The sequence below is a fragment of the Stenotrophomonas sp. YJH_SMC_54 genome, assembly GCF_059368435.1.
Genome location: NZ_JCAFRS010000005.1, coordinates 61513 through 86129, shown reverse-complemented (window position 1 = coordinate 86129; position 24617 = coordinate 61513). Strand labels below are relative to the sequence as shown.

19 protein-coding genes are annotated in these 24617 nt (G+C 66.3%); 6 read left to right on the top strand and 13 right to left on the bottom strand.

What is annotated here, in order from left to right; all coding sequences use genetic code 11:
* Positions 1–109: 109 nt before the first annotated feature.
* Both AC5P5S_RS07515 and AC5P5S_RS07510 read left to right on the top strand, forming a co-directional pair.
* Complete coding sequence (locus tag AC5P5S_RS07515) at positions 110–562, top strand: guanyl-specific ribonuclease (protein ID WP_005410311.1); 453 nt, start codon at positions 110–112, stop codon at positions 560–562.
* Positions 562–975: a barstar family protein gene (locus AC5P5S_RS07510; protein WP_005410312.1), complete on the top strand. Its 414-nt coding sequence runs from the start codon at positions 562–564 to the stop codon at positions 973–975. Before AC5P5S_RS07515 ends, AC5P5S_RS07510 begins: the two co-directional genes overlap by 1 nt.
* 104 nt (positions 976–1079) lie before the next feature.
* Here AC5P5S_RS07510 and AC5P5S_RS07505 read toward each other — a convergent pair whose 3' ends face one another.
* Positions 1080–2846, bottom strand: coding sequence for a hypothetical protein (locus AC5P5S_RS07505; protein WP_076739319.1), 1767 nt, complete (start codon positions 2844–2846; stop codon positions 1080–1082).
* 10 nt (positions 2847–2856) lie between these two features.
* On the bottom strand, positions 2857–3456 hold the full coding sequence (locus AC5P5S_RS07500; protein ID WP_005410314.1) for an NfuA family Fe-S biogenesis protein: 600 nt from the start codon (positions 3454–3456) through the stop codon (positions 2857–2859).
* A gap of 90 nt (positions 3457–3546) precedes the next feature.
* Between AC5P5S_RS07500 and AC5P5S_RS07495 the strand changes: the two genes are divergently transcribed.
* The 3 genes from AC5P5S_RS07495 to zupT all read left to right on the top strand — a co-directional run bounded on the left by AC5P5S_RS07495 (position 3547) and on the right by zupT (position 5218).
* Positions 3547–3897, top strand: a complete 351-nt coding sequence (locus AC5P5S_RS07495; protein ID WP_005410315.1) for a 4a-hydroxytetrahydrobiopterin dehydratase — start codon at positions 3547–3549, stop codon at positions 3895–3897.
* Positions 3894–4310 (top strand): energy transducer TonB, encoded by a 417-nt coding sequence (locus AC5P5S_RS07490; protein WP_065183471.1) that lies wholly within the window; start codon positions 3894–3896, stop codon positions 4308–4310. The genes AC5P5S_RS07495 and AC5P5S_RS07490 overlap by 4 nt, the downstream gene beginning before the upstream one ends.
* A 98-nt stretch (positions 4311–4408) precedes the next feature.
* Positions 4409–5218, top strand: coding sequence for a zinc transporter ZupT (gene zupT / locus AC5P5S_RS07485; RefSeq protein ID WP_012480802.1), 810 nt, complete (start codon positions 4409–4411; stop codon positions 5216–5218).
* Between the two features lie 411 nt (positions 5219–5629).
* Here zupT and AC5P5S_RS07480 read toward each other — a convergent pair whose 3' ends face one another.
* Positions 5630–6604 carry an RluA family pseudouridine synthase gene (locus AC5P5S_RS07480; protein WP_012480803.1) on the bottom strand — a complete coding sequence of 325 codons (975 nt, stop codon included), beginning with the start codon at positions 6602–6604 and terminating at the stop codon, positions 5630–5632.
* Positions 6605–7011: 407 nt separating this feature from the next.
* Here AC5P5S_RS07480 and AC5P5S_RS07475 point away from each other — a divergent pair, with 407 nt between their 5' ends.
* Positions 7012–10293, top strand: a complete 3282-nt coding sequence (locus AC5P5S_RS07475; RefSeq protein ID WP_062607423.1) for an Rne/Rng family ribonuclease — start codon at positions 7012–7014, stop codon at positions 10291–10293.
* Positions 10294–10517: 224 nt separating this feature from the next.
* Here the strand turns inward: AC5P5S_RS07475 and AC5P5S_RS07470 are convergent, their stop codons facing one another.
* The 10 genes from AC5P5S_RS07470 to AC5P5S_RS07425 form a co-directional block, all read right to left on the bottom strand.
* Positions 10518–11402, bottom strand: coding sequence for an endonuclease/exonuclease/phosphatase family protein (locus tag AC5P5S_RS07470; protein ID WP_012480805.1), 885 nt, complete (start codon positions 11400–11402; stop codon positions 10518–10520).
* 2 nt (positions 11403–11404) lie between these two features.
* The gene (locus AC5P5S_RS07465) at positions 11405–14572 is read right to left on the bottom strand and encodes a discoidin domain-containing protein (protein ID WP_062607426.1); all 3168 of its coding nucleotides are present in this window, start codon (positions 14570–14572) and stop codon (positions 11405–11407) included.
* Complete coding sequence (locus tag AC5P5S_RS07460; protein WP_005410322.1) at positions 14569–15405, bottom strand: carbohydrate ABC transporter permease; 837 nt, start codon at positions 15403–15405, stop codon at positions 14569–14571. The genes AC5P5S_RS07465 and AC5P5S_RS07460 overlap by 4 nt, the downstream gene beginning before the upstream one ends.
* Entirely contained in the window at positions 15402–16283 is an 882-nt protein-coding gene (locus AC5P5S_RS07455) for a carbohydrate ABC transporter permease (protein WP_005410323.1), read from the bottom strand. The genes AC5P5S_RS07460 and AC5P5S_RS07455 overlap by 4 nt, the downstream gene beginning before the upstream one ends.
* Complete coding sequence (locus AC5P5S_RS07450; RefSeq protein WP_049397930.1) at positions 16280–17620, bottom strand: sugar ABC transporter substrate-binding protein; 1341 nt, start codon at positions 17618–17620, stop codon at positions 16280–16282. Before AC5P5S_RS07450 ends, AC5P5S_RS07455 begins: the two co-directional genes overlap by 4 nt.
* A gap of 4 nt (positions 17621–17624) precedes the next feature.
* Positions 17625–19229 carry a glucoamylase family protein gene (locus AC5P5S_RS07445; RefSeq protein ID WP_024956629.1) on the bottom strand — a complete coding sequence of 535 codons (1605 nt, stop codon included), beginning with the start codon at positions 19227–19229 and terminating at the stop codon, positions 17625–17627.
* A 249-nt stretch (positions 19230–19478) separates the two neighbouring features.
* Complete coding sequence (locus AC5P5S_RS07440; RefSeq protein ID WP_005410326.1) at positions 19479–22535, bottom strand: TonB-dependent receptor; 3057 nt, start codon at positions 22533–22535, stop codon at positions 19479–19481.
* A gap of 76 nt (positions 22536–22611) precedes the next feature.
* A complete protein-coding gene (locus AC5P5S_RS07435) occupies positions 22612–23649 on the bottom strand; it encodes a LacI family DNA-binding transcriptional regulator (RefSeq protein ID WP_012480808.1) in 1038 nt (345 codons plus the stop codon).
* Positions 23650–23798: 149 nt separating this feature from the next.
* Positions 23799–24074 (bottom strand): BolA family protein, encoded by a 276-nt coding sequence (locus AC5P5S_RS07430; RefSeq protein ID WP_043034731.1) that lies wholly within the window; start codon positions 24072–24074, stop codon positions 23799–23801.
* Complete coding sequence (locus AC5P5S_RS07425; RefSeq protein ID WP_005410329.1) at positions 24071–24370, bottom strand: YciI family protein; 300 nt, start codon at positions 24368–24370, stop codon at positions 24071–24073. Before AC5P5S_RS07425 ends, AC5P5S_RS07430 begins: the two co-directional genes overlap by 4 nt.
* Positions 24371–24617 lie beyond the last annotated feature (247 nt).

Genomic DNA, 24617 nt, shown 5'->3' with positions numbered 1-24617 from the left:
GTGAGCACGACGGCAATTGTTACGCAGCGGTGACGCGGCGCCGTCCTCATGCACCGTGCAGCGCGCAGGCGCTACAGTGCGAGCACCACCCTCGCCCGCTTCCTTGCCCATGCGCAACCCCCGGCTGCTGATCACCGCCATCGCCCTGCTGCTGCTCGGCCTGGTCGTCAACCATTTCATGCAGCGCCCGCCGGCGCCGCAGTTCGCGCCGGACCTGCAGGGTGCGACTGCCGCGCGCGCACCGGCCACGGCCACGCCCGGCAAGGGCAACGGTCTGCCCGCCTTCCTGCCCGCCGAAGCCCTGCAGACGATCGCGCTGATCCAGCGCGGCGGGCCGTTCCCGCACCGCCAGGATGGCAGCACCTTCGGTAACCGCGAACAGCAGCTGCCGCAGCGTCCGCGCGGTTACTACCGCGAATACACCGTGGACACCCCCGGCGCGCGCACCCGTGGCACGCGCCGCATCGTCACCGGCGGCGATCCGCCGGAGGCGTGGTACTACACCGACGACCACTACGAATCGTTCCGCAGCTTCACCGTACCGGCCCAGGGAGCGCAGTGATGAGCCACGATGATTTCGGCCTCGGCCTGCATGACATCAACAATGCCGGCGTCTACGCCATCGACAGCGACGACATCGGCGCACTGGCCGCAGCGATGCGCGATGCCGGCCTGAAGGTGATCCGCATCGACCTGGAAGGCGTCGCCGACAAACGCACCCTGCTCGCCCGGCTGGCGGCGCAGCTGGATTTCCCGGCTGGCTTCGGCGGCAACTGGGATGCACTGTCGGACAACCTTCGTGATCTGCAATGGCTGCCGGCCGACGGTTACGCGCTGTTCCTGGCCGACGTGGATACGTTGCGCGCCTCCACACAGAAGGATTTCGACACGTTGCTGGACGTGATGGACGAAGCCAGCCGCGACTGGGTCGGCCGCGACGTGCCGTTCTGGGTGTTCCTGTCGCAGAGCGCGTAGGGCAATGCCCTGGTAGAGGCCGACCTTGGTCGGCGTTCCTGTGCCAACCAAGGTTGGCACCTACCCAAGCGCGAGCCGGCCAGCGTGTGGCGCGCGCGCCTTGCCTAGCGGCTCCCGTTATCTTCCTGCAGCTCTTTCTTGAACGGAATGTCCGGCGGCGGCCGTGCCACCGCCGGCTGGTCCTGCATGTTCGGATTGGTGAGGCCGCAGCCGCCACCCGCCTGCAGGATCGAGATCACGCAGGAGATCTTCGTACCGGTGCCCGGCAACGGAATCTCCATCGACTTGATGCCCTTGCGCACCCATTCGGCCAGCAGTGATTCCTGCGGCACCCAATACTTGTCGAACGAAGTCGGCGTGTAATCGTACGGCGGTCGCTTCAACCAGGTGCCAGACTGCGCGATGCGCTCCTTGCTCCAGCCATCGTTGGCGCCACCTGGGGCACCACGTTCGGCGTGACCGCCGCCTTCCTGCCCCGGCACGCGCACGCTGCCGTCGGCATTGAACAGGCCATTGCCCTTGCCGGCGGCACTGGCCTGGCTTGCGCCCCTGCTGGCGCCGTCGTGGTTGCGGCTCGACGCGCCCCAGTCGTCGCCCTTGGCAGGCGTAGCCCAGTTGCCCGGGTTGGGAGCCGGACGCGCGCCGGCCTGGGCCGGTGTCGTGCTGGAGGCGGATGGCCGTGGCGTGCTGCTGTTGGCCTGGGTTGCAGTGCTCCTGGCCGCAGGCGCGGGCGTTGCCGCTGGCGCGCTGCCACTGGACGTTGAAGGCGCCGCCGCGGGTGCCGACGCAACTTCGCGCTCGCGCACCTGCAGGTCACGGCCTGCCGGCGCACGCACGGTCGGCTCGCGCCCGGCCACAGCAGCCATCCGTACCTGCGGATCGACCACGGCCTGCACTTCGCGCTCGCGCACCTGCACATCGCGCTGCGGCACACGGACCTGTACATCGGCTGTGCGCAGCGGCTGCGATATCGCCGGTGCATCGACCGTACTGATTTCACGCTCCTGCACCGGGATGTCACGCAGCTGCGGCGTCCGCACCGCGATCTCCGGCGCACGCAGTGCGGCCGGGGCCGGCGGCGCCTGCACCGGCTGCACGCTGCGCTCGCGCACCGTCGGTACCGTGTCGCGCGGCACGATGCTGATCTCCGTGCGCGGCACGCTGACAGGTGGCACCACGAAATCCGTACTGGCCTCGGCTACTTCGGTGGCCTGCACCGGAGACGGCGGCGGTGCCGCGACCGGCGCCGGCTCGGATTCGGCGGGCGGCGGCGGCACGCTGGCCACTGCAGCCGGAGCGGGTGCGGACGCAGCTGCCGACGCGGACGCCGGACGCGGCTCAGGTGCCGTTGCGGCCCCTGCGTTCTGGCCAGCTGCAACCTGGCCCGGCGGTGCAGCGGCCGCCGCTTCCGCACCTGGCTGATCGCCGCCGCCCTCCCGGGTAGCGCGACCGACGAACTCCACCTGCACGCGCTCGCCCTCGGCGCCTTGTTCTTCCGGTGCCGAGGTGCGGATCACTGCCACCCATAGCAGCAGCATGAAGAACAGCAGATGCAGCAGCGCACTGGCCAAGGCCGAGACCCAACGCATCCAGCGCTGGTCGCGCGGCGCAGCATCCCAGTCCTGCCAGAACAGACGGCGCATCGCTTGCCAGGGTGACAACCGGGGCAACTGCCCGGGTGGCCCTGGCAGCGGACGCGGCAGCAGCACCGAGATCAACTCGCTGGCGTGCAGCGGCCGCGGCAACGGACCGAGCGAGCGCAGCCACAGCGCCCAGCCATACGGCAGGCGCGTGGTTTTCTCGAGGACGGCCCTGGGCTGCTGGCGGGCCAGCAGCAGGTCGATGAACTGCTCGGCCCGGGTCAGAGGCACGCGTCAGCGATCAGGCGGCGTTGCCGCGAGGGATATACGGCGCGTGGCCACTGTCGTGGTCGGTCGCGTCGCGCACGGCGGTCACGCCCGGCACGCGGCCCATCAGGGTCTTTTCAATGCCCTGCTTGAGGGTCACGTCGGCCATGCCGCAGCCCTGGCAACCGCCACCGAAGCGCAGCAGCACCACGCCTTCGGCCGAAACTTCCTGCACGGCCACCTTGCCGCCATGCGAGGCCAGCTGCGGATTGATTTCGTTTTCCACCACCCAGTGCACGCGCTCGACCAGCGAAGCGGCATCGCCGGGCGCTTCGCCCTTGATGCGCGGCGCCTTGATGGTCAGCTGCTGGGTACCGGCACTGCCGGCGACGATGTCGATCTCGGCGCCATCGAGCCAACCGACGCTGCCGGCATCAACGTAAAGCGTGAAACCATCGCAGTCCACCGCCCACTCGTCGCCGAGCAGGTCGGTCGGTTCGGCGAACTCCAGCCGGGCGTCGGCGCGCGGGGTGCCGGGATCGACCGCGCTCAAGCGCACACCCATGCCGGGCACGCCCTCGCGTTCGATCAGCTTGCGGAAATGGGTCTGGGCAGTGTCGGAGATCTGGATCATCAGGCTATTCTAGCCAAGTAAGCGTCAGCCGCTCATTCGATTTATACACCGTCCGGCGCATTGTTCAGTCAACACGAGGTGGAGATTCCCATGGCCGACCTGATTCCACTGGCCCAGGCCCGTTGCGTGCCGCGCAAAGGCAGCGACCACAAGCTCGGCGAAGCCCGCCTGGCCGAACTGCTGCCGCAGATTCCCGGCTGGGAGCTGAGCGAGGGCGGACAGGCCCTGACGCGCACCTTCCGCTTCAAGGATTACTACGCCACCATGGCCTTCGTGAACGCGCTGGCCTGGATTGCCCACCGCGAGGACCACCATCCGGACCTGGGCGTGCACTACGACCGCGCCGTGGTGCGCTTTTCCACCCACGACGTGGGCGGCCTGAGCGAGAACGACTTCATCTGCGCTGCGAAGACTTCGGCCCTGACGGAGCAACTGCCATGAACGTACGCTTGCTGAGCCTGTCCCTGATTGCTGCGACCGGCCTGGCCGGTTGTGGCCCGTCGGAACCGCCGGCACCACCGCCGCCGCCGCCGACCGAAGTGGCCGCGGTGAAGACGCCGCCACCGCAGTACCCGCTTGAACTGGCCTGCATGGGCGTAGGCGGCACCAGCACCTTCAAGGTGACCATCGGCACCGACGGCAAGCCAAGCGAGGTCGCCCTGCTGACCAGCGCCGGCAACCCGCAGCTGGACGAACTGGCCAAAACGGCCGTTCAGGGCTGGCAGTTCAAGGCCGCCACCCGCAATGGCGCTGCCGTGCCGGCCACCATCCAGGTGCCGGTCAGCTTCAACCCGCCGCAGCCGAAGCCCGATCAGTGCTTCGCCATCGAAGAACGCCTGCGCCGCGGCGGCTGATCGCGCGCGCCCCGACGAGGCCAGCCGACGCCCGCCTCGCCCTCCCCGCCCCGGGCTCATCCGGGGCGGCTGTCTGTTGACCAGGACCGCGTCGGTACATGCTGCAGATTCCCCCCGAAAATGTCTGGATCGCACTGGCGGTCACCCTCGCGGCCGGCCTGGCCACTGCCATCGGCAGCCTGCTGGTGCTGTTCTCGCGCCGCCCCAATCCGCGCCTGCTGGCGTTCGGCCTGGCCTTCGCCGGCGGCGCGATGGTCTATGTGTCGCTATCGGAAATCCTCAACAAGTCCATCGCATCGTTCGCCCTGGCCTATGGCGAGCGCACCGGCTTCACCTACGGCACGCTGGCCTTCCTGGCCGGCGTGATCGTGATCGTGCTGATCGATCACTTCATTCCCAATCCGCATGACAGCCTGGACAAACAGGACCCTGCGTTCCGCGAGAACAGCCGCGAGTACCTGAAGCGGGTCGCGCTGCTGACCTCGGTGGCGATCACCGCGCACAATTTCCCGGAAGGCCTGGCGACCTTCTTCGCTACGCTGGAAAGCCCGTCGGTGGGCATGCCGCTGGCCTTCGCCATCGCCATCCACAACATTCCCGAGGGCATCGCGATCGCGGTGCCGGTGTACTTCGCCACCCAGAACAAGTTCTATGCGTTCAGTGCCAGCCTGCTGTCCGGCCTGGCTGAGCCGGTGGGCGCGGCGCTGGGCTACTGGTTGTTGTCAGGATCGCTGTCGCACGCCACGTTTGGCTGGGTGTTCGGACTGATCGCCGGCGTGATGGTGTTCCTGGCGCTGGACGAGCTGCTGCCGGCAGCCAAGCGCTATGCCAAGGGCCACGAGACGGTATATGGCCTGGTGGCCGGCATGGGCACCCTGGCGATCAGTCTGGTGCTGTTCAAGTGGTGAGGGGTTCCCGGCCAACGGGCTGAGCCCCCTCGCGGCTGGCACGTTCCGCAGTATCGAGAGGTCACGGGCGGGGCCGGCTTGCAGGGGACGCCGTGAACCCGTCCATGGGGGCTTGTCCGCGGCATCCATGCCGCGGACACCCCTGCAAGCCGGCCCCGCCCGTGCCCCGTCATTCTTCCGTGCACGCCAGCCGCGCGATGAAAAGATTGAAGAGCGAAGCGCGCGCTGCGCGCGTGAGTCGAGTACGACTCGAGTCTACAAAGGCTGCGTGCGGGTATGGGCCTACGCTGCGGATGTCCGGGTCCGCCTTGTAGCGAGCCGAGCACCGCAGGTCCGGCGAGGGCGAAGAGGCGCGGGTGTCTGAGCGCTGCGAATGGCGCCGACCAAGCGCCCGGCGCCGCCGAACTGCCGTCAGCGCAGGCGGTCCAGCGCCTCGACCAGCTCATCGGCCAGCGGCGCGTTCAGCACATACGGGCTCTTGCCGTCGTCCAGCGCGAACTCCAGCGAGGCCGCGTGCAGGAACAGACGCTTCAGCCCGATCTGCTCACGAAGCCGCTTGTTGACAGCCGGATCGCCGTACTTGTCGTCGCCGGCCACCGGATGACCCAGGTGCTGGGCATGCACGCGGATCTGGTGGGTACGGCCGGTCTCGATGCGCACCTCGCAATAGGAATGGCCGCCGCGGCGCTCCAGCACCCGGAAGTGGCTGATCGATTCCTTGCCGATCGCGTTCACCTGCACATGGCGCTCGCCGCCCTGGCGCAGGCCGACATGCAGCGGCGCATCGACCGTCATCACCCCGTCGGGCATGCGCCCGGCCAGCAGGGTCAGGTAGCGCTTGCGGATGCCGGCGCCGTGGTCTTCACGCAGCAGCGCCTGCAGTTCGCTCAGCGCCGAGCGCTTCTTGGCCACGATCAGCAGGCCCGAGGTGTCGCGATCCAGCCGGTGGACCAGCTCCAGGGTCTGCCCCGGGCGCAGCGCGCGCAGGGTCTCGATGGCGCCGAAGCTGATGCCGCTGCCGCCGTGGCTGGCCACGCCGGTGGGCTTGTTCAGGGCCAGCAGGCGCGCGTCCTCGAAGACGATGGCCTGCTCCAGCCGGCGCATGAATGCCTCCGGGGGACCCACCTTGTCTCCCTCTTCGGTGAGACGAACCGGCGGCACGCGCACTTCGTCGCCCGCCTCCAGCTTGCGCTCGGCCTTGGCGCGGCCGCCGTTGACCCGTACCTGGCCACTGCGCACCAGCTTGTAGACCAGGCTGCGCGGGGCGCCCTTCAGCTGGCCGAGCAGGAAGTTGTCCAGGCGCTGGCCGGCGCGGTCGGCGGGAACGGTGATCATGCGCACGGAAGGCTTGTCGCCAGCGGGCTTGGTGGGGTCTTGGGCGGTCATCAGGCTGTTTATTCTGTTACACTCGGGGGGCGAGATAAGGGATTGATTTCGTTGGAAGTTACTCAGGGCCAGAAGCCCAGCTTCCGACGAATCCGGCACAGTGCGCGACCACCGCCCGCGGGGCGGCCATGTTAGCGGCTCACCGGCCTTCCCGGCCATCGCCGGATGCCTGACACGCAACCGTGCTGAACATGTCCCGCGTGGCGCTCCAGCCTGGCTGACAGCTGCCTGCGGCCCTGCAACACCCAAAAACCATAAGAGTGAAGCGCTCCCGCGGCCTGCCGTGGTGTCGTAGCGCTGGAAACCCAAGCCGCCCTCCCCGCGCTTGCGCGAATGGGCGGCGAGCCGTGTCCAGAGGCGAAACCCCATGGCGTTCCGCGCGGTAGCCGCTTGCGAGGAACGCAACAATGAAGCGAATGCTGATCAACGCCACGCAGGCTGAAGAGCTGCGTGTTGCCATCGTGGATGGCCAGTCGTTGTATGACATCGACATCGAACAGCCGTCGAAGGAACAGAAGAAGTCCAACATCTACAAGGGCCGGATCTTCCGCATCGAGCCCTCGCTGGAAGCGGCCTTCGTCGAGTACGGCGGTGGCCGCCATGGCTTCCTGCCGCTGAAGGAAATCTCCCGCGACTACTTCCAGGCCGGTGTCGACCACAACAAGGCCGGCATCCGCGAGCTGCTGAAAGAAGGCCAGGAGATAGTCGTCCAGGTCGACAAGGAAGAGCGTGGCAACAAGGGCGCCGCCCTGACCACGTTCATTTCGCTGGCCGGCCGCTACATGGTGCTGATGCCGAACTCACCCAGCGCCGGCGGCGTGTCGCGCCGCATCGAGGGCGAAGACCGGGCCGCACTGAAGGACGCCCTGGACAAGCTGAACATCCCCGACGACATGGGCGTGATCATCCGTACCGCCGGCGTCGGCCGCGATGCGGAAGAACTGCAGTGGGATCTGGACTACCTGCTCAATGTCTGGCGCGCCATTGCCGAAGCGGCACTGAGCAAGCCCGCCCCGTTCCTGATCTACCAGGAATCGCGCCTGATCGTGCGCGCCCTGCGTGACTACCTGCGCGCCGACATCGGCGAGATCCTGGTGGACACCGAGGAAATGTACGAGCACGCCCGCGAATTCATGCAGCAGGTGATGCCGCAGACCCTGCGCAAGCTCAAGCACTACAAGGACGACATCCCGCTGTTCAACCGCTTCCAGATCGAATCGCAGATCGAAGGCGCCTACGAGCGCAACGTGCGCCTGCCGTCGGGCGGCTCGATCGTGGTCGACCAGACTGAAGCGCTGACCGCCGTCGACGTCAACTCCTCGCGCGCCACCAAGGGCAGCGACATCGAGGACACCGCGTTCCAGACCAACCTGGAAGCGGCCGAGGAAGTGGCCCGCCAGCTGCGCCTGCGTGACCTGGGCGGCCTGGTGGTGATCGACTTCATCGACATGGCGTCCAACAAGCACCAGCGCGAAGTCGAGAACCGCCTCGCCAACGCGCTGAAGTACGACCGCGCGCGCGTGCAGGTCGGCCGCATCTCGCGCTTCGGCCTGCTGGAAATGAGCCGCCAGCGCCTGCGCCCGAGCCTGGGCGAGTCCAGCCAGATCGTCTGCCCGCGTTGTGACGGCCACGGCCGCATGCGCAGCGTCGAGTCGCTGTCGCTGTCGATCATCCGCGTGGCTGAAGAGCATGCGATGAAGGAGAACACCGGGCAGGTGCTGGTGCAGGCCCCGGTGGAGATCGCCAATTACCTGCTGAACGAGAAGCGCAGCGCCCTGCGCGAGATCGAACAGCGCCACGAGGCGCCGATCGTGATCGTCGCCGACGAGCAGCTGCACACCCCGCACTACACCGTGACCCGCCTGCGCGAGAACGAGCTGGGTGAAGAAAGCAGCAAGCCCAGCTACCAGCGCGGCACCCCGCGCAAGCTGCCGGTGCACGCGCTGACCAAGGGCCAGCTGAACATCCCGCCGCCGGCGGTGACCCAGGTCAAGCACACCTCCCCGGCCCCGGTGCGCGAGGAAGTGGAGCCGGCCGCGGCCGCTCCGGCCCCGGTCGCTGCAGCGCCGGTTGCGCCGGCCCCGGCGGGCGGCGTGATCGGTTGGCTCAAGCGCGTGTTCGGTGGCGAACCGGCGCCCGCGCCGGCACCGGCCGCCCCGGCTGCACGCCAGCAGCAGGACGGCGGTCGCAAGGACCGCAACAAGGATCGCAACAAGGACCGCAAGGACCGTCGCGACGACAATCGTGGCAATGGCAACGCGCAGCAGCAGAAGGACGGCGGCAACCGCAAGGACCGCGGCGAGCAGCGCAAGGACGGCCGCAACGGCAACAATGGCAATGCGCAGCAGCAGCCGCAGCAGGGCAAGCAGAAGGAGCCGCAGCACAAGGATGGCCAGCAGCCGCCGCAGCAGCAGAACAAGCCGCGCAACGAGCAGCAGGGCCAGAACCAGAACCAGCAACCGAAGCTGAAGCAGCCCAAGCAGCCGCGCCCGCAGCAGCAGGACGGTGACAAGCCGGCCGAGAAGCCGCAGCGCAATGCCGCCGAAGCACCTGCCGAAGCCGTGACTGCAGCCGTAGCCGCTACGGCCGTCGCCGCCAATGGGGTGAACGCGCAGGAAGCCACCGCGCCTGTCGCCCCGGTCGCCCCGGTGGAAGCGGCCGCACCGGTCGACACCGCTGCCAATGCGGCCAGTGCGACCGACGTGGTTGCAGTTGCCGGTGAAGAGGCTGCAACCGACGCCAATGGCGAGCAGGCTGGCGAAGGCGCAACCCGCCGTCGCCGTGGCCGTCGTGGTGGCCGTCGTCGTCGCCGCGGTGGCGCCGAAAACGCCGCCGGCAGCGACGCCCTGGGTGATGACCAGGACGAGGGTGATGACGGTGATGACGCCGACGGCGCCGAGCCGAACATCGACAGCACTGCCGGCACTGCGCCGGTCGCGGCTGTGCAGCCCACGCGTTCGCAGCCGGAGTTCGACTTCGATGACGAAGCCGAGCCGGTCGCTGTCGAAGCCGAGAAGCCAGCCCGTGCTGCCGCCGCTGTTGTCGCCGCGCCGGTTGCCGTGGTGAGCAGCGCTGTGGTCGAAGCCGCCGCCCCGGTCGTGGCTGAAGTGCAGGCACCGGTCGAAGCTGCGAAGACCGAAGCGGTGTCCTCGCCGGTGCAGACCAGCATGCTCGATGCCATCGACGCCGCGACCCCGGTCCAGCCGGTCGCCGCTGCCGCACCGGTCGCCAACGCCACTCCGGTGGTGGACGCTGCTGCGTCGGCCATCGAAGCAAAGCCGGTTGTGGCTGAAGCGGCCGCGGTGGTTGAAGCCGCTCCGGTGATCGAAGCGAAGCCGGTCGCAGTCGAGGCCGCGCCGGTCGTGGAATCGAAGCCGCAGGTGGTTGAAGCAACCCCGGTGGTTGAAACCAAGCCGGTAGCCAGTGAGAGTGCCCCGGTGGTGGAGGCCGCCCCGGCCGTTGAAGCCACGCCGGTCGTCGAGACTGCGCCGATCGTGGAACAGCCGGTCGCTCCGGTAGCGGTCGAAGCCGCACCGATCGAAGCCGCCGCCCCGAGCGCTGATGCGGTGGTGACGCCGTCGATCGATCCGGTCGCCGATGGCCATGCCGACGCTGCAGCCCAGGCTGCAGAAGCCAAGGCTGATGAAGAAGACGAAGAGGCCGCCAAGCGCACGCCGCCGGCGAACTGATCGCTCCTTGATAGCGTGAAAACGAACCGGCGGGGATCAATGATCCCCGCCGTTTTTGTTTGTGCTTCGGGCCGAACCGTGCCAACCAAGGTTGGCACCCACCAGGGCACAACCCGCGCACGGTCACCGCTTTGGTAGAGGCCAACCTTGGTTGGCGCCGTTGATCGAGTGCACGCGGACACGCCCGTGCCAACCAAGGTTGGCACCTACCCAGGCGTGTCCCGTCAGGGTTTCGGCGCGAACTGCAGGCGGGTCCACACGCCGTAGTGGTCCGAGGCCCAGCGACCGCTGTCGTCGGGCTGGTCGAACAGGATCTTCGCCTCGCGCGCGACCATCTCGTCCTGCTGGAAGAAGATGTGGTCGATCCGCGACGGCGCCTGGTAATAGTGGCGGTTGAGCGTACTGACCCCGGACAGATCGGTGTTGACGTGCACGCTGCCGTAACTGTCGCCGTAGTGGCTGCGCAGCTCGCTCAGATCGCCGGCATCCACCAGTGCATTGAAGTCACCTGCGATCACCACCGGCGCGCCCGCCGACGTCGCGCTGATGAAGCGCAGCAGGTCCTCGACCTGGCTGCGACGGATGCGTTGTCCGCTCTCATCACTGCGCTCGTTCAGATGCGTGGCGTAGACGTTTACCGGCGTACCATCGACGTCGATGCGCAGGTGGGCCACGGTGCGGTAGTCGTCCAAGGGCTGCAGCAGATGATCCCCCTGGGCAAGGATCGGCCGCCGGGTCAGAAGCGCATTGCCGTAGCGCTTGGGCGCGCCGACCGCATCGGTGGACACGAACACGTACTTGTAGCCAAGTTGGCTGGCCAGCCATTGCGCCTGGTTTCGCACGTTGCGGCGTTGGATCACCTCCTGCAGGGCAACCGCATCCGGCTGCAGGCGCTTGAGTTCGGCCAGGATGGTGCGGCGCCGGCGTGGCCAGTCCTCGCGGTCATGATGCAGATTGAAGGTGACCATGCTCATGCCTGGCGCGGTGGCGACATCAGCCGCTGCCCCGGCGGCTGGATCGGCCGCCATCACGGCGCCCGGCAGTGCCAATGCAATGGCCAGCCCCAAGGCACGCACGGTCGTGCGCACTCTTGCCCCCTGCTGCTTCATCGTTACTGCCCCTTGCGCTCGGCGCGGCGCACCGCGCTCGGTACATCGATCTCGACCCGCGCCGGCAGCTGGTGCACGTGCAGTTCCTTGTTGACCCATTCGGCCGCTTCGCCGTTGATGGTCGCCTCGCCCGGATCACCGGCGTACGGCCATGGCAACACCACGCCACCGACCGGTGGCACCAGGCCCGGCTGCACCTCCAGCACCAGCTGCTTGTCGCTGCGCTGCAGGCGGTAGTTGAGCTGGCCCTGCGGCGTGCGCAGGCCCTGCACGGCGATGCCCTCGCCCTGAAGCCAGGCGCTCGGAATGCCGGCGGCCAGCACCAGCGCATCGTCCATGTCACGGCTGTACGCGAACATGTCCAAGGCCGAGCGCACGAAGTCCGAGGCTACCCAGGCGTGCGGCAGGTCACCGACGAAGAACGGCTTGCGCGGCGTGCGCGAGACCACCTCGGCCCACTGGTTCCAGGCCTGCGGCGCACGGTCCCTGAAGAAGAACTCGGTGGCCTGCCAGGCGCGGTCACGCCAGCCCAGGCGTACGAACGCCGCCACGTTGCGCCACTCGTACGGGGTGTAGTCCTTCCACTCACGCTTGCCGTCACGGCGGGCCACGAACTCCTTCCAGTAGCGCTCGAAGGTCGCCTCCAGTGCCTGCTGCGGCAGTCGGCCCTGCTCGCCGCCCGGCGCCAGCGCGATGGTGGTCGAGGTCGCATCGAAATCGCCCAGCTCGGCCGAGCCCGGCAGGTAGTCGATGTCGTGCTGCTGCATCGCCGACAGCAGCGAGGCCTGCAGGTCATCACGGAACTGGTCACGCGATCCGGCGATCTGCATCGCCTCGACCTTGCCCAGCTGGGCCGCCAGCGATGCCGCGTCCTTGTAGCCGCGCAACGCCCAGAAATTATCCCAGTACGAATGCATCGGCTTGGCCGAATAGCCTTCGTGGCTGATCGAGGCCGGCATCATCCCGTAGAAGGCAGGATTGCGTGCGCGGTTTTCCTCGGTGCGCTCGCTGGCGCGCAGCTGCTCCATGTAGTTGTAGGCGCCCTGCACGTGCGGCCACATCAGCTCGGTGAACGTGCTGTCGCCGGTGTAGCGTCCATACTCGGCAATGCTGTAGATCAGTTCGCCATGGCTGTCGTTCTCCGGTACCGGGTCGCTGCCGCGCGCGTCGACGCAGCACGGCACCTTGCCGTTCTCGAACTGGTACGGCGCATACCAGTTGATGTAGTCACGCACGGCATCGCTGCGCCCCATGCGCAGCAGGCCCTCGGAAATCATCGCGCCATCGCGGATCCAGCTGCGCGCGTACGAGCGCGTGCCCGGCTGCAGGCGTGGGCCAACCCGCGAGATCAGCATGTGCGCGACGGCCGTGCGCAGGGTATCGACCAGTGCCTGGCCCGCAGCCGGCACCTGCAGCGAGACCACGCCCAGCTTCTGCCGCCATTGATCGGCCACCTGCGCCTGCGCCTTGGCCACGTCCAGCGCCTGCGGCGCCCAGCCACCGGTCTGCGGCAGCACCACCGCCACTTCGCGGCTCTGCCCGGGCTCGAGCTTGATCGTGTACATCAGCGCACCCGACGCCATGCCGGTGCTGTCCTTCACTGCGGTCGTGGCCGGGTACTTGCCGCTTTCCAGATGCATCGCATCGAGCTTGCCATCGAACGTACTGGCAAAGCGCGCATCCGGCACCTGCAGCGGATAGATGCGCGGCTCACCGTTGACCCGAACCAGCTGTTCGCCCACATCCAGTGCATCGATGCGGCTGAAGCCACCGACGGTGTTGAGGAACTGGGTGGGCGGGTTGACCTGCCACGGACGGATTGCCAACGCCAGGGTGTACTCGTGGGCGACCTTGTCCGGATTGCTCAGCCGGTAGCGGCCGATCAGCTGCGCGCGCTCGGGCGTGCCCTGCACGAAACTGGTCACCGAAAGCCCGGCCTTCTCATGCACCCAGTCGACGGTGGCGATCGGCAGGTAGTGATCCTGCAGCGACTGGGTGATGGCGACCTTCGACCAGTCCAGCAGCTTGCCATCCAGGCGGATGAACGGCTCGATGCTGAAGCTGCCCTTGGCCGGCTCCAGCGCGCCATCCTCGCTGATCAGCGCCTGCTCCTGGCCACCATCGAGGCCGAGCAGGGTCCAGTACGGCTGTTCGCCCACATAGGCACGCGGCAACGAGCCGCGCGGCAGATCGGCGGCCACCGAGGACAAGAAGGCATTGGGCGTGGCGGCGAAGGCCAGCGGCTTGAGTGCGATGTCACGGATGCCATAGCGCCAGTTCGGGCCATCGCGCAGATCGAAACGCACGTAGCGCGCGTCGGTATCCGGCAGCGCCAGCCAATCGCGCCCCCCCGCACCGCCGGTCACCTCGCGCACAGTGCGCCAGTCCCGGCCATCCTCGGACGTCCGCACGGTGTAGCGATTGGCTTCCAGGTTCGGCAGCCAATCGATCACTACACCGCCGATCTCGCGGCTCTTGTGCAGGTCCAGGCTGATGGTCTGCTGCTTGACGCCACCGCTGATCCAGAACGTGTCGCTCTTGCCGTCGATCATGCGGTCCTGCAGCGCGGTGGCCGTATCGGCAATCACCGATGGCACCAACGCCGAATCATCCTGCGGCGGCAGGCCCTGCAGGGTCAGCTTGTCGAAGCACACCGTGCCGCGGCCACCGACCTTGCTGTAGATCGTGAACTCGACGGCAGCGCTTCGTGCCATCTCCTTCTCGGGCGAGGGACCCCACGCCTTGTCGATCTGGCGGCGGCGGTACTCGACCGGCGTCCACGCCTTGGGGAAGCTGTAGCCGGGCCGGTTGACCCACCAGACATTGTCGCCGCTGGCATCGATCAACTTGAACTGCAGGTCGTTGCCCGGCGATTCGCCACGCAGCTGGAATCCGAAGCGGTAATTGACCGGGTATTCGATGTTCAGCGCGCGGCGGATGCCGACGTAGCCGGAGACATCGTGGAAGTCATAGTCCAGGCACAGCGCGCGGCCACCACCGGCACCACTGACCGGACGCAGCGAACCGCTGACCTGGTCGGACAGCACCAGCGTCCAGGCCGCGATGTCGTCGAAGTCGTCCAGCACCTTCGGTGCCGGCAGCGCCGGTGGTGCGGCGATCGCCAGGGAAGTCCACAACAGGCCCAGTCCAACGGCGATCGCTCGCTTCATCCCTTGACGCTCCCCAGCAACAGACCTTGGATGTAGTACCGCTGCAGCACCAGGAACAGCGCCAGCACCGGGACCACGGTGACCACCGCGCCAGCCATCATCATTTCCACGTCCATGATGTGCTCGCGCGAGAGGGTGGCCAGTGCCACCGGCAAAGTGTAGTGCTCCTGGTCGGTCAGCACGATCAATGGCCACATGAAATCGTTCCATGCGCCCATGAAGGTGAAGATCGCCAGGGTCACCAGCACCGGCTTGAGCATCGGCAGCACAATCTGGAAGAAGATGCGCAGCTCCCCTGCCCCGTCGATGCGCGCCGCTTCCAGCAGTTCGTCCGGGATGGAACGCGCGTACTGGCGTACCAGGAAGATGCCGAACACGCTGGCCAGCGCTGGCACGATCACGCCACCGAAGCTGTTGACCAGGCCCAGCTGCTTCATCAGCAGGAACAGCGGCAGCATCGCCACCTGCGCCGGAATCACCAGCGCCGCCATCAGCACCTGGAACAGGCGCTCGCGGCCGACGAAGTTGAGCTTGGCGAACGCGTAGCCGGCCATGGTGTTGAGCAGCAGCGAACCGACCGTGATGCCGAGCGACACCAGCAGGCTGTTGGCGAAGTTGCCGCCCATGCCAGTGCGCGCGAACAGCTCATGGTAGTTGTGCGTGGTGATGCTGGAAGGCAGCAGCGGCGGCGGGAAATGGCTGGCCTCGCCCTGCGGCATGAACGAGACCGAGAGCATCCACAACAGCGGTGCCAGGCTGACCAGGGCCAGCACCAGCAACGCACCATTGATCAACCACGGGTACCAGCGCGACTGGCCGATTTCACGACTCATACCAACTGCCTCTTGCGGCCGAAACGCAGCATCACGGTGGTCACCGCCAGGATGATCAGGAACAGCAGGAACGCCACGGCGGAGGCGCGTCCCAGGTTCCACCACTTGAAGCCTTCCTCGAACATGAAATACAGCACGCTGACGGTGCTCTGCAGTGGGTCGCCGCGGGTCATCACGTAGGGTTCGGCGAACAGCTGGAAGTAGCCGGACACGGTAATCACGCCGACCACCAGCAGCACCGGGCCGAGCATCGGCAGGGTGATGTGCAGGAACTGCTTCCAGCGCGAGGCACCGTCGATGCGCGCGGCCTCGTACAGGTCATGCGGGATCGCCTGCAGGCCGGCCAGGAAGATCACCATGTTGTAGCCGAAGTTCTTCCACACCGCGAACAGCATGATGGTCGGCATCGCCCAGTTGGGATCGCCCAGCCAGTCGATCGGGCTGATGCCCAGATGGCCCAGGCCGTAGTTCACCAGGCCGTAGCTGGTATGGAACAGGTAGCGCCAGATCACCGCCACCGCCACCAGCGTGGTCACCACCGGCGCGAACAACGCAGTGCGGAACAGCGCCTTGAAGCGCGCAGCCGGCGCATTCAGCAGCATTGCCGCGCCCAGCGATACGCCGATCGACAAGGGCACGCCGATCAACACGAAGTAAGTGGTATTCCACAGCGACTTCCAGAACATCGGTGTCTGCAGCAGATCGATGTAGTTGCCGAGGCCGACAAAGCGCAGGTTGCTGCTGTCAGCCAGGGCATACAGGTCGAAGTCGGTCACGCTCAGCGCCAGCGCCGAAGCCACCGGCAGGCCGAAGAACACGCCCAGCACGATCAGCGAGGGACCGGCGAAAATCCAGCCGGCGAGTGAAGTACGTTTCATTGCGCGCTCCCGGCGGCCACGGCACTGCTCGTTTGCGGCGACGGAACGCGCTGCTGCAGGCGTTGTTGTTCATGCATCCAGCGGCGCTTTGCCAGCACCTTGTCCACGCGCTGGTCGAGCTCTTCGACGGCCTTGTCCTGCGGCAGGCCACCGCGTACCACCTTCTCGGTGACGATGCGCATTTCCTGCACGATGCGCTCCCATTCGAGCACCTTCGGCGTCGGCTTGACCCGCTCCAGCTGGTCACGGAACGCTGCGGCCAGCGGATCGTTGGCCAGCGACGGCGCACTCCACGTGCTACGGCGTGGCGGCAGGTCGCCGATGATCGAATGGAAACGTGCCTGGATCTGCGGGCGCGACAGGAACTCGATCAGCTTCCACGACGCCTCCTTCTGCTGCGACTTGCGGAAGATCACCAGGCTGGTGCCACCGGCGATGCCCGCGCCCGGGCCCTCCGGCCCCGGCAGCGCTGCGGTGCCCCACTGCCCTTCCAGTTCCTTCGGCTGCAGCTTCTTGAACTCGCGGATGTTCCATGGGCCGGAAATGTAGAAGACGTTGAAGCCACGGAAGAACTCATCCCAGACGTTTGAGATCTGCGTCTCGGACATCTTCGGCGCCCAGCCCTGCTCGAACATGTTGGCGTAGAACGCCAGCGTGCGGCGGAAGCCGGGGCTGCTGAAGTTGCCGCGGGTGTCATCATCGCGCAGCAGCGGATCGGGCTGCTGCAGTGCCAGCGACAGCTGCTGCTCGAACTCGTTGATCGGCATCAGCACCGCATAGCGGTTCGGGCCCTGCATGCGCTTGATCGCTGCCATCTGCTCATCCCACTGCTGCCACGTGCGCGGCGGGTGGTCGTAGCCGGCCTTGGCCAGCAGGTCCTTGCGGTAGTAGATCAGGCGTGTATCGACATACCACGGCACGCCGACCAGCTCGCCGTGGATCACGTTGGTGTCCCAGATGCCCTGGAAATAATCCTTCTCATCGACCACGGCAGAGCGATCGACGAACGGTTGCAACGGGGTCAGCGCATCGAGCTCGGCGAACTCCGGCACCCAGGTGTTGCCGAGCTGGCACACGTCCGGCAGGCCGTCGGCGGCGAACGCGGTCAGCAGCTTTTCGTGCGCAGCGGTCCACGGGATGTTCTGCACGTCCACCTTGATGCCCGGGTTCTCGGCTTCGAACTCATGGATCAGTTCGCTGACCACCTCGGCTTCCCGGCCCATTGCCCAGAAGCGCACAGTGGTGGTGCCCGGTTCGGTGCGGGCGCAGCCGGCCACGGCCAGTGCGGCCAGGGCTGGCAGTGTCCAGCGGCGCAGACGGTCGATCCAGTTCGGCATCGGGTTACTTGCCCTGGCCTGTGTTGCGGTTGGCATTGTTCTTCTGTTCCTGCGCGGCAGCCGCGCGTGATTCGGCGATACCCACCGCGCGTGCCGCCGCGGCCTTTTCGTCTTTCTGCAGTTCCAGCGGCTGGAACGAACCTTCCGGCGCCAGCCAGCCACCACTGAACCCCGCCCGCTCCAGGCCCTTGCGGATGTACGGGTTCTTCTTCATCACTTCCCAGACGAAATCATTGCGATAGTTGGCGATCATGGTCAGGATCGGCCCCTGGTCGATGGCGATGTAGTCGCTGGCGACCCAGCCACGATCCGGCACCACCCGGCCGGTCTTGATCGGGATGTCGTAGTTGAAGCTGGGATTGAACGAATCCAGGAAGCCGTAGCTGGAATAGATGTAATCGCCGTAGCGCTTGTGCATCTCCAGCGTGGCCGGGATCACCTGTTCCGGCGCGAACACCACCGACGCGATCGCGGCGGTCGGAGCGATGGTGCCGTCATCGAAGTTCTCGCGCAGGCCGGCGCCGCGCGAAGAGTAATGGCGGAACTGGCGCTGCTCGCCACGGTATTCCTGCGTGGTGTTCTGCGGGCCATCGCTGGCGGTCAGGCCCCAGACGTTCTCGCCGTAATCCTTCCACTGCATCGGGTTGGCGATGGCGTACTCACGCTGGGCCAGTGCGGCCGAGCGGCTGTTGAGGAAGTAGGTGCTGCCGCGCTCGCGCATGTAGGCGTCCTGGATGTCGCGGAAGTCGATCCAGACGTGGCTGTACTGGTGGCCGAACAGCGGGCCGAAGGACAGGTATTCCTGGCCCTGGTAGACCCCCCAGTCGTTGTCATAGGTGCGCGTCCACACCGTCCACGCATCCGGGCTGACCGGGTGCGTCGGCGAACCCAGGGCAAGGATGTAGACCATCATCGCCTCGTTGTAGCCCATCCAGTCGTGGTCGATGAAACCGCTCTCGGGGAACCAGCCCATCGAGATCAGCGGCGCACGCTGCTGCAGCCAGGGCCAGTCGACCTTCTTGTACAACGTGTCGGCGATCTGGCGGATTTCCTTCTCACGCGGATCGTCACCGTCGTAGTACGACTGCGCGAACAGCACCCCCATCATCAGCAGCGCGGTATCCACCGAGGACAGTTCGACCCAGCTGTCGTAGCGACGGCCTTCCTGCATGTCCAGGAAGTGGTAATAGAAGCCCTTGTAACCCGCCTTGCCGGTACGCTGCGGGCCCATCGGCACATCGCGGAAGAATTTCAGGGTAGTCAGGGTGCGGTCGATCGCCTGGTTGCGGCTGACCCAGCCGTTCTCGATGCCGATCGGATACGCGGTCAGTGCGAAGCCGACCGAGGCGATGCTGGCGAACGGCCGCGACGGATAGCGGTCCGGGGTCAGGCCATTGATCTCGTTGGTGGTATCCCAGAAGAACTGGAAGGTGCGGCGCTCGATGTCATCGAACAGCGGCGGCAGCTCAGGTTTCATCGGCCGCGGCGGTGCATCGGCCTCGATCAGGATCACCGGCGGCCGCGGCTTGGCAGGCTCCTGCTGGGCCGGCTGGCAGGCGGCCACGGCCAGGCTCAACGCTGCGGCGGACAACAGATGACGTGCCTGCATGGCGCGATTTCTCCGGTGGTCTGATCGATGGGAAAGCATACCGTCCAATGATCTGAAATCGTTTACAAGGTGCGTTCTTAAAAAACCACGAAAAACGTGGTTTGACACCGCGATCATTGCCCATGCCGATGCCCCTTGACCGGCAGCGGCATGGGCAATGGACCGGCACAGGGCCGGCCATTGCCATGTATCCATTCAGCCGATGCCGCCGGCGGAGCGGCGGCATCGGGGTCATGCATCCATCCGGGCTTAGAAGCGGAAGCCCACTTCGGCCTTGACCTGGCGCGGCGTACCGACGATGTCGCCGGTCTCGTTGTAGCTCGCGGTCAACTTGCCATTCTTGTAGTAGTTGTAGTTCGAGAAATTGTCGAAGTTGAACACGTTGATGATGTCGATACGCGCATACAGCTCGGTATCGCCCGGCATCTTGAACGTCTTCGTCGCCTGCAGGTCGACCGAGCGATAACCGAAGATCTTGCCACCCAGCAGGAACTTGCCGTTGCCACCCGGAACCGCCGCCATCGGGGTCGGCAGGTCGAAGCCATTGGCCTGCGGCACGCCGTACCAGTCGTTGATCGCGGTCGGGGTGGCCAGGGTGATCTTGCCACCGAAGGTGATGCCCCAGAAGCCCGCATACGAACCGGTCACCACCAGGCGGTGACGCGGCGCGCCGTTGGAGCGGATGGTCGGGTAGTCACCGATCACGCCACGGTCGAACGCGTAGTGCTCGTTGATGTCACGGTTGTGGCGGGCGGTGGTCCAGGTATAGGCGATGGAGGTGCCCCAGCCGCTTTCCTGGGTGAACGGCTTCTGCGCCGACAACAGGATCTGGGTAGCACGGGTCTTGATGCCCTGCTGGCCGATGATCAGGCTGCCGAAGCCCGGCACGTTGCAGCTCCACGCCTGACCCAGACCGGCTTCGGTGCCACCGCACAGACGCGGATCGTCGAAGAAGTTGCCGGTCGGGTAGCGGTTGCCTAGGGTGAAGGCGAAGCCGTCATAGGTGAGCGTGCGCGAGATGGTGGCGTCGGTCAGCCAGTCGCCGATCTGGTTGCTCATGCCCAGGCTGAACTGGTCAGCGTAGGGCACCTTCAGATTGTTGTTCAGCAGGTCGACCTCCAGGCCGGCATTGCTGGTCGAACCGACCAGGCTCTGGAGGTTGCCGATACCGTTGAGCAGGTTCGGGTTCCAGTCATAGCACGCGGCGTTGCCCTGGAAGCACTGACCGGTTGCCGGATTGCGGAAGTAGATCGTCGGCTGCGGCAGGGCCAGCTTGGTGGTTTCCAGCTGCAGGTAGTCGAACAGGTCGCGGTCGTAGGAACGACCGGCACCACCGTGGATCACGTGCTGCTCGTCGGCATTGATGTCATACGAGAAACCCAGACGCGGCTGCCAGGCATTCTTGAATGCCTTGCGGTTGTGGCCGTTGCTGATGTAATCGTTGATGTTCAGGCCGCTCAGCGCCAGCGTGTCAGCGTAGCTCTGGCCAGCGGCGGCACGCGGATCCTGCGCGAACAGCGCATTGACCACTTCCGGCGGGGTCACGAAGTCCAGATAAGACGGGTTCTTCTCGTAGTCCCAGCGCAGGCCGAGGTTCAGCTGCAGGTGGTCGTTGACCTGCCAGTCATCCTGGATGAACAGACCGATCTGCTTCACCTTCGAGCGCACCTCGCCGGACACGCCGGACACGCCGGTGACCGGCTTCACGAACTGTGCCTTGTACGGGATGCTGTCCGGGAAGGTCGGGTTGTCGATGGTGTAGTAGAACTGCGGATTGATCTGCGCCGCATCGGAGGCGTACAGGTCGATCTGCTTGTACTTGGCACCCATCTTGATGGTGTGGTCGCCCGCCCACTGGATGCCATCCAGGGTCAGGTTGTCTTCGATCGACCAGCCCTTCTGGCCCTTCACCTGCGACGACATTGCCGAGGAACCACCGATCGAGACGATGGCGCGCTCCTCGTTCTTGCCGTCCGGCGCGGTGTAGTTGAAACCGTTGCCCATGCTCAGCGGCTTGGGATTGTTGAACGAATCCTCGTGGGTAACCATCAGCTCGTTGTAGTAACGCTCACCGCTGTGGTTCCAGCGCAGCGCGTAACGACGGTCAGTGTTCTTGGTTTCCTTGCCGTGCATCGGCGCGGTCTGGTCCGAGAACTGCTGCTGGGTTTCATCACGGTCCTGGAAGGTCAGTTCCAGGCGATCGTTGTCGGTCGGCTCGAAGTCGACCTTGGCGAAGATCAGGTCCTGCTGGAACGGCTGGCTGGCCGGGCCTAGGCCGGCCTGGGCATCAGCCGGGACGCGGTTGGCCTTGTTGGTCACCGAACCATGCGGTGCGATGGTCACCGGCAGATCGAAGCGCTTGGCTTCATAGGTCACGAAGAAGTGGGCCTTGTCCTTGACGATCGGGCCGCCCAGGGCGAAACCGTATTCCTTCTCAGCCGAATCCTCCTTGCCCTTGCCCGGCTGACGCTCGGCCGGGGTCATCGCGCGCATGCTGTCGTTGGTATAACGGTAGAAGGTTTCACCCTTGAACTCGTTGGTACCCGACTTGGTCGCGGCCGTGACCGCTGCACTGGACACCTGGCCGTACTCGGCCTTGTAGTTGCCGGTGATGACCTTGTACTCGCCGATGGCCAGCTGCGGGAACGGGTTACCGGCACTGCCGGACTGACCGGCCACGCCGCCGCCCTTGACGTAGCTCTTCTGGCCCACACCGTCGATGTAGACGTTGGTGCCGTCGGAGTTGGTGGCACCGCCGCGCAGCGAGGTGTTGCCCTTGGCGTCGCGGGTGAAGATCATGCCCGGCACCGCGTCGGCGAACTCCAGGAAGTTGCGCGAGACCTGCGGGGTGGTCTGGATCTGCTGCAGGCTGACGGTCTTGCCGACTTCGGACGTGCGCACTTCCTGCAGCAGGGTCGGCGCGACGACGTTGACAGTGTCCAGGTTGGTGGCTGCGGTCGTACCCGGGGTGCTGCTGGCAGCGCCGGCAAAGTTCAGGGTAGCGGTCGAGGCCACGGTGACGGTGACCTTCTGCGACTGGCCGTTGGCGACCACATCATAGGTGCCCGGGTCCAGGCCCATCAGCGAGTAGCTTCCATCGGCACGGACGGTACCGCGACGGACGGTGCCGGTGGCCACGTTGGTGGCGGTCACCTCGGCGCCGGCCTGCGCGCCGGAAACCTGGCCGCGCAGGCTGGCATTGGCCGACTGCGCCATGACGTTCGGAGCAGCAGCCAGCATCAGGCAGCTGACCAGTGCGGTGCTCAGCAGCCGGCGCGCCGGCGTGCGGAAGGTGGTGTGCATCATCAACTCAATCTCCGGGTGGCGGTAACCGCTTGCGCGGTCCCTGCGATCAATCAAAAAAGAAGGAACGCCTCCGGCTTCAACGGCCGGATGGCGGAGTGGTGGAATCGCGAACTATCAAGCGGGGAACCAGGGTCTGCTTGTCCCCTGTCCCATCCGTGGAGGTGCCGTCCATCAACTGCATCAGGCGCGTCATGGCCCGATCGCCGAGTTCGGCGATGCTGACCTGCATGGTGGTCAGCGACGGGTGGACGAAACGCGCCAGTGGAATGTCATCGAAACCGGCCAGGGCGACGTCGGACGGAACGTGGACACCTGCCTGCGTGAACGCATACAGGCAACCCAGCGCCATCATGTCGTTGGCGGCGAACACGGCATCAGGCAGCGCTCCGGCTGCCAACAACTCCTGACCGGCGCGATGGCCGGAAGCTTCGTCGAAATCACCGGGCAGCTCGATGCCTTCGGCGTCACTGCCGAAAGCCGCCAACGCGTCACGGAAGCCACGCAGGCGCTCGCGCGCGTCGAAGTTGAGGTCCGGGCCAGAAATAAAAGCGATACGGCGGTGACCCGCGTCAAGCAGATGGCGGGTCATCGCCATCGCACCGGCATGGTCATCGATGCTCAGCACCGGGTGGTCCTGCCCGGGCAGATAGGTGTTGATCAGCACCGTTGGCAACGACTGCGGCAGGTTGTCGGTCAGGAAGCCCGGGCTCTCCGCATAGGGCGAGAGCACCAGCAGGCCGTCGACGCGGCCGCGCATGGCGCGCAGGGCCGCGCCCTGCTGCTCCTGGTCACCGTGGTAACTGGACACCAGCAGGTGCTGGCGGCGGTTGCGGGCGACGTTGTCGATGCCGCGCATCAGCTCGGAGAAGAATTCGCCGTACAGGTCAGGCAGTACCACGCCCACCGTATTGGTGCGACGGCTGCTGAGGCTGCGGGCGGCGGCGTGCGGGGTGTAACGCAGCCGTGCGGCCACCTCCAGCACAAGCTGGCGGACCGGTTCGGCGACATTTTCATGCCCGTTGAGCGCGCGGGAAACCGTGGCCACGGAGACCCGGGCTTCGCGAGCGACGTCTTTGATTGTGATAGCTGCCTTGTTCACGAAGCCGCCCTCCACGGCTTGGACCTACCAGCATTGGCGCGGAATGTAAGCGTTTCCATCTGGGCTTGTAAACAGTCCGTTAGGCGAATGTCCTGAAATGGACATGGAAATCTGTCTGTGGCGGGCCCGCAGACGGACCCGCCAGGACAGTGTGGGACAAGGGCTCAGCCCTGTTCTGACGGGGTCAATGCGCGAATGGACAGCGCGTGGATGTCGGTCTCCATCATCGCGCCCAGCGCGGCATAGACCGCGCGATGCCGGGCCAGTGGACCCAGTCCGGCGAAGCGTTCACTGACCACATGCACGTTGAAATGGCCGCGGCCATCGCGCGCACCGGCGTGGCCGGCATGACGATGACTGTCGTCTTCGATTTCCAGCACGCTGGGGGCCAGCGCCTGCTGCAGTGCGTCACGTATCCGCTCGATCCGCTCCGCGTTCACGGCAGGACCTTGCGGAACGGACGCACCTGTACATGGGTGTAGACACCCGCGGCTACGTAAGGGTCGGCATCAGCCCAGGCCTGGGCCTGCACGAGCGACTCGAACTGCGCGATCACCACCGAACCACTGAAGCCGGCCGGGCCCGGGTCCTCGCTGTCTACTGCCGGGCACGGTCCGGCCAGCAGCAGGCGGCCTTCGTCGCGCAGCGCGTGCAGGCGCGCCAGGTGTTCCGGACGTGCCTGCAGTCGCTGTGCCAGCACGTCCTGGCCGTCATAGCCTTCAATCACATACCACACGGCATTTCCTCGCTTGCGTTGTCGGGTGCGCAGATTCTAGCCAATGCCGCCCTCGCCCCAGCCCGGCTGGACACTGGCGCGACAAAGGCTTACCCTAGACACCATTGCACGTGGCTGGATGCAGCAGCCCGTCGGTTTCTGCGGCCAACGCAGCCCCCGACGACCGTCCCGCTGCTTCGAACCGGACCACCTGGCCGGGCCACGTAGACGACCTCCCCGTAGTTCCGTCGCTGCCGTTTACTGCGGC

Bases quoted from the DNA above. Each gene is read 5' to 3' on its own strand.
- AC5P5S_RS07495 (WP_005410315.1), top strand. From the start codon at position 3,547: ATGGCCGACCTGATTCCACTGGCCCAGGCCCGTTGCGTGCCGCGCAAA.
- zupT (WP_012480802.1), top strand. From the start codon at position 4,409: ATGCTGCAGATTCCCCCCGAAAATGTCTGGATCGCACTGGCGGTCACC.
- AC5P5S_RS07455 (WP_005410323.1), bottom strand. From the start codon at position 16,283: ATGAAACGTACTTCACTCGCCGGCTGGATTTTCGCCGGTCCCTCGCTG.
- AC5P5S_RS07440 (WP_005410326.1), bottom strand. From the start codon at position 22,535: ATGATGCACACCACCTTCCGCACGCCGGCGCGCCGGCTGCTGAGCACC.
- AC5P5S_RS07445 (WP_024956629.1), bottom strand. From the start codon at position 19,229: ATGCAGGCACGTCATCTGTTGTCCGCCGCAGCGTTGAGCCTGGCCGTG.
- AC5P5S_RS07460 (WP_005410322.1), bottom strand. From the start codon at position 15,405: ATGAGTCGTGAAATCGGCCAGTCGCGCTGGTACCCGTGGTTGATCAAT.
- AC5P5S_RS07475 (WP_062607423.1), top strand. From the start codon at position 7,012: ATGAAGCGAATGCTGATCAACGCCACGCAGGCTGAAGAGCTGCGTGTT.
- AC5P5S_RS07450 (WP_049397930.1), bottom strand. From the start codon at position 17,620: ATGCCGAACTGGATCGACCGTCTGCGCCGCTGGACACTGCCAGCCCTG.
- AC5P5S_RS07490 (WP_065183471.1), top strand. From the start codon at position 3,894: ATGAACGTACGCTTGCTGAGCCTGTCCCTGATTGCTGCGACCGGCCTG.
- AC5P5S_RS07510 (WP_005410312.1), top strand. From the start codon at position 562: ATGAGCCACGATGATTTCGGCCTCGGCCTGCATGACATCAACAATGCC.
- AC5P5S_RS07465 (WP_062607426.1), bottom strand. From the start codon at position 14,572: ATGAAGCGAGCGATCGCCGTTGGACTGGGCCTGTTGTGGACTTCCCTG.
- AC5P5S_RS07480 (WP_012480803.1), bottom strand. From the start codon at position 6,604: ATGACCGCCCAAGACCCCACCAAGCCCGCTGGCGACAAGCCTTCCGTG.
- AC5P5S_RS07470 (WP_012480805.1), bottom strand. From the start codon at position 11,402: ATGAAGCAGCAGGGGGCAAGAGTGCGCACGACCGTGCGTGCCTTGGGG.
- AC5P5S_RS07500 (WP_005410314.1), bottom strand. From the start codon at position 3,456: ATGATCCAGATCTCCGACACTGCCCAGACCCATTTCCGCAAGCTGATC.
- AC5P5S_RS07515 (WP_005410311.1), top strand. From the start codon at position 110: ATGCGCAACCCCCGGCTGCTGATCACCGCCATCGCCCTGCTGCTGCTC.